We start from the raw sequence: 4,610 nt of genomic DNA on the forward strand, positions 1-4,610 counted from the left end.
GAAGCACGTCGGCGCATGCTGATCCTGCGCGACGTCAAGCCGATCGCCTTCGAGCACGGCCACATGGACCCCGCGCACTCCGCGCGCGCCGCGGTGCAGAGCCTGTTCGAACTGGGCCGCCTGGATGAGGGCGACCGCGTGATCCTGACCCATGGCGATCACACCGGCATGGGCGGCGGCACCAATACGCTCAAGCTGCTGCATGTGGGCGCCGAGGGCATAGCCGAGAGCCTGCAAGGCCCCTAGTAGGGTGAACCATGTCCGTTGTGCGTCGCACGGGCATGTGCGGGAATGCTTGCGTGTGCGTGTCCCGGTGCGGGAGCTTGCGCGGCAGGCTGAATCGGCCATGGGCTGTTGCTTCATTCACCTCGTACACAGGCAGGCGTGCGTGCTTGGGGGTAAACTTCCAGACTGTGTCGCTTGCTGCAGGAGTCACGCCATGTTTCGTTCCAAGATTGCTGTCTTCGTGGTTTTCGTCGCAGGACTCGGCATGGCCTTGCCGGCCCTGGCGCAGCCACCTGTGGTCGCGCCTGAGCATGTGCCCGACTACTGGAACATGACCAAGAGCGAGGTCTCAGGCAATGTGCCCAATACCGGCCGCAAGCTCGACCAGCCCGGCTGCGTGGCTGTCAGCTACATGATCGGTTCCGACGGCGTTCCGCAGCACGTGATGGCGCGCAAGGTGGTCCCGTCCGACAGCGACTTCGGATACATCGCGGTAAGCCTGGTGCGCAATTTCCGTTATGCCGCAAGCAGTGACAACAATGCCGACCAGCCGATCAATACCTATTACGTGGTGCGTTTCAACATGCCCAAGGACGCGGCGCGCCAAGCCGCCCTGCTGAAACAGTGCGAGCTCTCCGGATACGGCGACTGATCAGACCGGCCATGCCCCGGTTGCCAGATCATTGATTTCAATACCTTCGCGTAGTTCTGCGGCGTTGCCGCTGGCGTGCGCAGGGTCTAGCAACAGGGCTGCGCGCCGCGTCTGCTGGAAAGCGCATCCGGGAAAGGTCGAGACTGTAGTGTTTCTGGCCTATACTTCGCGCCTTTCCACACTTCCTTGATGGGGTGTGGTGATTGCCACGCGGTTTGGCCGCAGTCTCCCCACGGAGTCGTCATGAGCATTGAAGATCTGGAAAGCGTCGCCCAGGCAATGGTTGCGCCCGGCAAGGGCATCATCGCCATCGACGAATCGACCAATACCATTCGCAAGCGCCTGGAAGCCGTCGGTGTGGAAAACACCGAGGAGCATCGTCGTGCCTATCGCGAGATGCTGCTGACCACGCCGGATCTGTCCGACCATATCTCGGGCGCCATCCTGTACGACGAGACCATCCGCCAATCCACCCGCGAGGGTGTGCCCTTCACCAAGGTGATGCGCGATGCCGGCATCATCCCGGGGATCAAGGTCGACAAGGGCGCCAAGCCTCTGGCGGGTTTTCCGGGCGAGCTGGTCACCGAGGGCCTGGATGGTCTGCGTGACCGGCTGGCCGAGTACGTCAAATTCGGCGCGCAGTTCGCCAAGTGGCGCGCGGTCATCACCATCGGTGACGACACCCCGAGTTCCACCTGCATCGAGGCCAACTGCCATGCGCTGGCGCGCTACGCCGCGCTGTGCCAGGAGGCCGGCCTGGTGCCGATGGTGGAGCCGGAAGTGCTGATGGATGGCAACCACGACATCGACCTGTGCTACGAAGTCACCGAAGCCACCCTGCGCAGCCTGTTCGGCGCGCTGTACGAGCAGAACGTCATGCTCGAAGGCACCATCCTGAAGGCATCCATGGTGATCTCCGGCAAGGGCTGTCCCGACCAGGCCAGCCGCGACGAAGTGGCCGACGCCACCGTGCGCTGCCTGAAATCCACGGTGCCGGCGATCCTGCCTGGGATCGTGTTCCTTTCCGGAGGGCAGTCCGACGAGGATGCCACCGCACACCTCAATGCCATCAACCAACTCGGACCGCATCCGTGGCCGCTGTCGTTCTCCTACGGTCGGGCCATGCAGCAGGCTGCACTCAAGCTGTGGGGCGATGACATGCACGGCAACTATGTCGAGTCACAGAGGACCGTGGCCCAGCGCGCGCGCGAGAACGGTTTGGCGGCACTCGGTCAATGGGAAGGCTGATGCCCTGACCTGTTTCGGCATGGGCCGTGACATGTGACATGCAACACAAACGGGCGCCGTGCGGCGCCCGTTTTCTTTTCACGCATGGCACCCGTATCAGCATGCGGGTATCGCACATGCAGCGAGCCTGCCTCAAAGGGGCGTCAGGTCAGAACTCGACTTCCAGCCGCACCGACGCCAGCGAGCTGGCCAGATCGTACTGGCCGGTCCTGTCGTCGAAGTGATTGAACACGAAGCCCAGACTGGTGTTGTTGTCGAAGCGGTAACCCACGCCGATGCCGGAGTACCAACTGGATTTGGTGGTCTTCATCGAGTCGTAGTACGTGCCGAGACGGGTGTTGATCTTGCTGTGGGCGTTGAAATATCCGGTTTGGGCCAGGACGTACCAGTTCCGGTTGAAAAAGAAACGCATGTTGGCACCGGCGAAAGCGCCCTTGACCTTTGCCGTGACCTTGCCGGGCGTGGCGTAACCGGGGCTATAGAAGCCGTCGCTGAAGCTGCCCAGATTGGCGTAACCGACTTCGGCACCGACATCGATGGCGGGATTGACGATCCAGCGGTAACCGCCGCTGATGGCATAGCCGGTATCCGTGCCATGGGATGCCGTCATCTGTAAAAGCTTCGACTGGCCGGTTTGCGCACCGATGAACCACGAGCCGGTTTCGCCAGCGAAGCTTGCTGCCGGCAGTGCCATCAGGCTGGCGACCAGGGCCGTCGAGAGGATCGTCTTGTTCATGGATCTGCATGCTCTTGTGGTGAGAGGGTGTTCAAGTTGGTGCGCAGCTCGTGCGGTGCATGTGCTTGATGCGTTCGCGTACGCTGCATGGGCGGTGCATCGCTGCCGGAAGATCGACAGGAGCCCGCCGCATGTTCCGGATGCCGGCGGTCCTGTGCAGTGACGGTCCGGAATTAGGCATGCATGGGGCACCCGCATGCTCAAGCTTGCAGCTTGATTATAGCCGGGCATTGCCAATGCAAGAACGTGACCGATGGCATGAAAAAGGGCGCCCGAGGGCGCCCTTTCTGGTTTGCCGTGGTTTCACGACCAGACGGGTTTCCGTGCTCGGCACGGAACCGGCCGGCCGGCTGCATCAGAACCGGTATTCGGCGCTGACCGAGTACAGATTGGTGCTGAGGTTGAGGTTATCCTTCTTGGCACCGTAGTAGTCGTAGTTCAAGCCGACGCTGAAGTTGTTGCTGAAGTCATAACCAAAGCCGGCACCACCGTAGAAGTCGGTCTTGCTGATGTTGCGGTACAGCGGATTGCTGTTGTTGCTCAGGCCATGGCCCTGCCACTGATAGATGCCTGCGCGGGCGCTGACATACCAGTTGCGGGTGATATTGAAATGGCCGGTGCCACCAAAGGTCCAGCCGTGCAGCTGCGATTTCGGATGGGCGAGAACCGGGTTGCTGCTGAAGGCGTTCCTGAGCTTGATAGTGCCCAAGTCGTTGTAGCCGGTTTCCAGGCCCAGCGCGACGTTTGGGGCAACCGACCAGCGGTAGCCACCATCGATGGCATAGCCGGTATCGCTGCCGTTGTAGGCACCCTTGTTCAGGGTGGCATCTCCAACCTTCGCGCCGACGAACCAGCCTCCATTGCCGCTATTGTTGCTGGGATAGCTCTGCGCGAATGCGGGGACTGTGGCCAGACCAGCAGTGACGAAGGCGAGTGCGATCAGGGTCTTTTTCATGGGGACAACTCCTTGCATTTTCTTGTTTTTCGGCTTGTAGCCGGTGGGCTTGTACACAGGGCCGCCGGCCCACGTCGGCGGCTTGAGGACATTAGACGGGGGTCGGTATGAATGGTTCCAATACCGAGCAGTACAGAATTAAGTGCGCGTTAAGACTCCTGAGGTGCCTCTGAACATTCGGCGCCGTCGGCTTGACACGAATTCCCGGGCATCATCGGTTTCATGCAGGCCGGGTTTGTGCATGTTCCTGAACGCTGCATGCGACAGCAGCAGCAGGATCGGCGACAATAAGCGCTTTACCGCCATATCTGCCGGAGATTGAGGATGTCGAACCGTCGTGAGCTCGCCAACGCCATCCGCGCCCTCGCCATGGACGCGGTCGAGAAAGCCAATTCCGGGCACCCGGGAATGCCCATGGGCATGGCCGACATTGCCGAGGTGCTGTGGAACGACTTCTACCGGCACAACCCGGGCAATCCGAAGTGGTTCAACCGCGACCGCTTCATGTTGTCCAACGGCCACGGCTCGATGCTGCAGTACGCGCTGCTGCACCTGACCGGTTACGACCTGCCGATGGACCAGCTCAAGCAGTTTCGCCAGTGGCACTCGATGACGCCGGGTCATCCGGAAGCCGCCGACACCCCGGGGGTGGAGACCACCACCGGTCCGCTGGGGCAGGGCATCGCCAACGGCGTGGGTTTCGCGCTGGCCGAGAAAGTGCTGGGTGAGCGCTTCAACCGGCCCGACTTCGACGTGGTCGACCACCACACCTACGTGTTCTGCGGCGACGGCTG

5 protein-coding genes and 1 pseudogene are annotated in these 4,610 nt (G+C 61.6%); 4 read left to right on the top strand and 2 right to left on the bottom strand.

Annotated elements, in window-relative coordinates:
• The 3 genes from PF446_RS11530 to PF446_RS11540 all read left to right on the top strand — a co-directional run.
• Window positions 1-246: pyruvate kinase alpha/beta domain-containing protein (locus PF446_RS11530; protein ID WP_298071715.1), on the top strand; the 246-nt coding region annotated here is incomplete at its 5' end.
• 193 nt (window positions 247-439) lie between these two features.
• A complete protein-coding gene (locus PF446_RS11535; protein WP_298071717.1) occupies window positions 440-877 on the top strand; it encodes an energy transducer TonB in 438 nt (145 codons plus the stop codon).
• A 243-nt stretch (window positions 878-1,120) separates the two neighbouring features.
• The gene (locus PF446_RS11540; RefSeq protein WP_298071719.1) at window positions 1,121-2,125 is read left to right on the top strand and encodes a class I fructose-bisphosphate aldolase; all 1,005 of its coding nucleotides are present in this window, start codon (window positions 1,121-1,123) and stop codon (window positions 2,123-2,125) included.
• A 148-nt stretch (window positions 2,126-2,273) separates the two neighbouring features.
• On the opposite strand, the gene PF446_RS11545 is transcribed toward PF446_RS11540, so the two are convergent.
• Both PF446_RS11545 and PF446_RS11550 read right to left on the bottom strand, forming a co-directional pair.
• A complete protein-coding gene (locus PF446_RS11545; protein WP_298071721.1) occupies window positions 2,274-2,861 on the bottom strand; it encodes an outer membrane beta-barrel protein in 588 nt (195 codons plus the stop codon).
• Window positions 2,862-3,216: 355 nt separating this feature from the next.
• On the bottom strand, window positions 3,217-3,816 hold the full coding sequence (locus PF446_RS11550; protein WP_298071723.1) for a porin family protein: 600 nt from the start codon (window positions 3,814-3,816) through the stop codon (window positions 3,217-3,219).
• Between the two features lie 324 nt (window positions 3,817-4,140).
• Between PF446_RS11550 and PF446_RS11555 the strand changes: the two are divergent.
• Window positions 4,141-4,610, top strand: a pseudogene (locus PF446_RS11555) (transketolase); the annotation flags it as partial.

This window comes from Oleiagrimonas sp. (genome assembly GCF_027858935.1).
GTDB lineage: Bacteria > Pseudomonadota > Gammaproteobacteria > Xanthomonadales > Rhodanobacteraceae > Oleiagrimonas.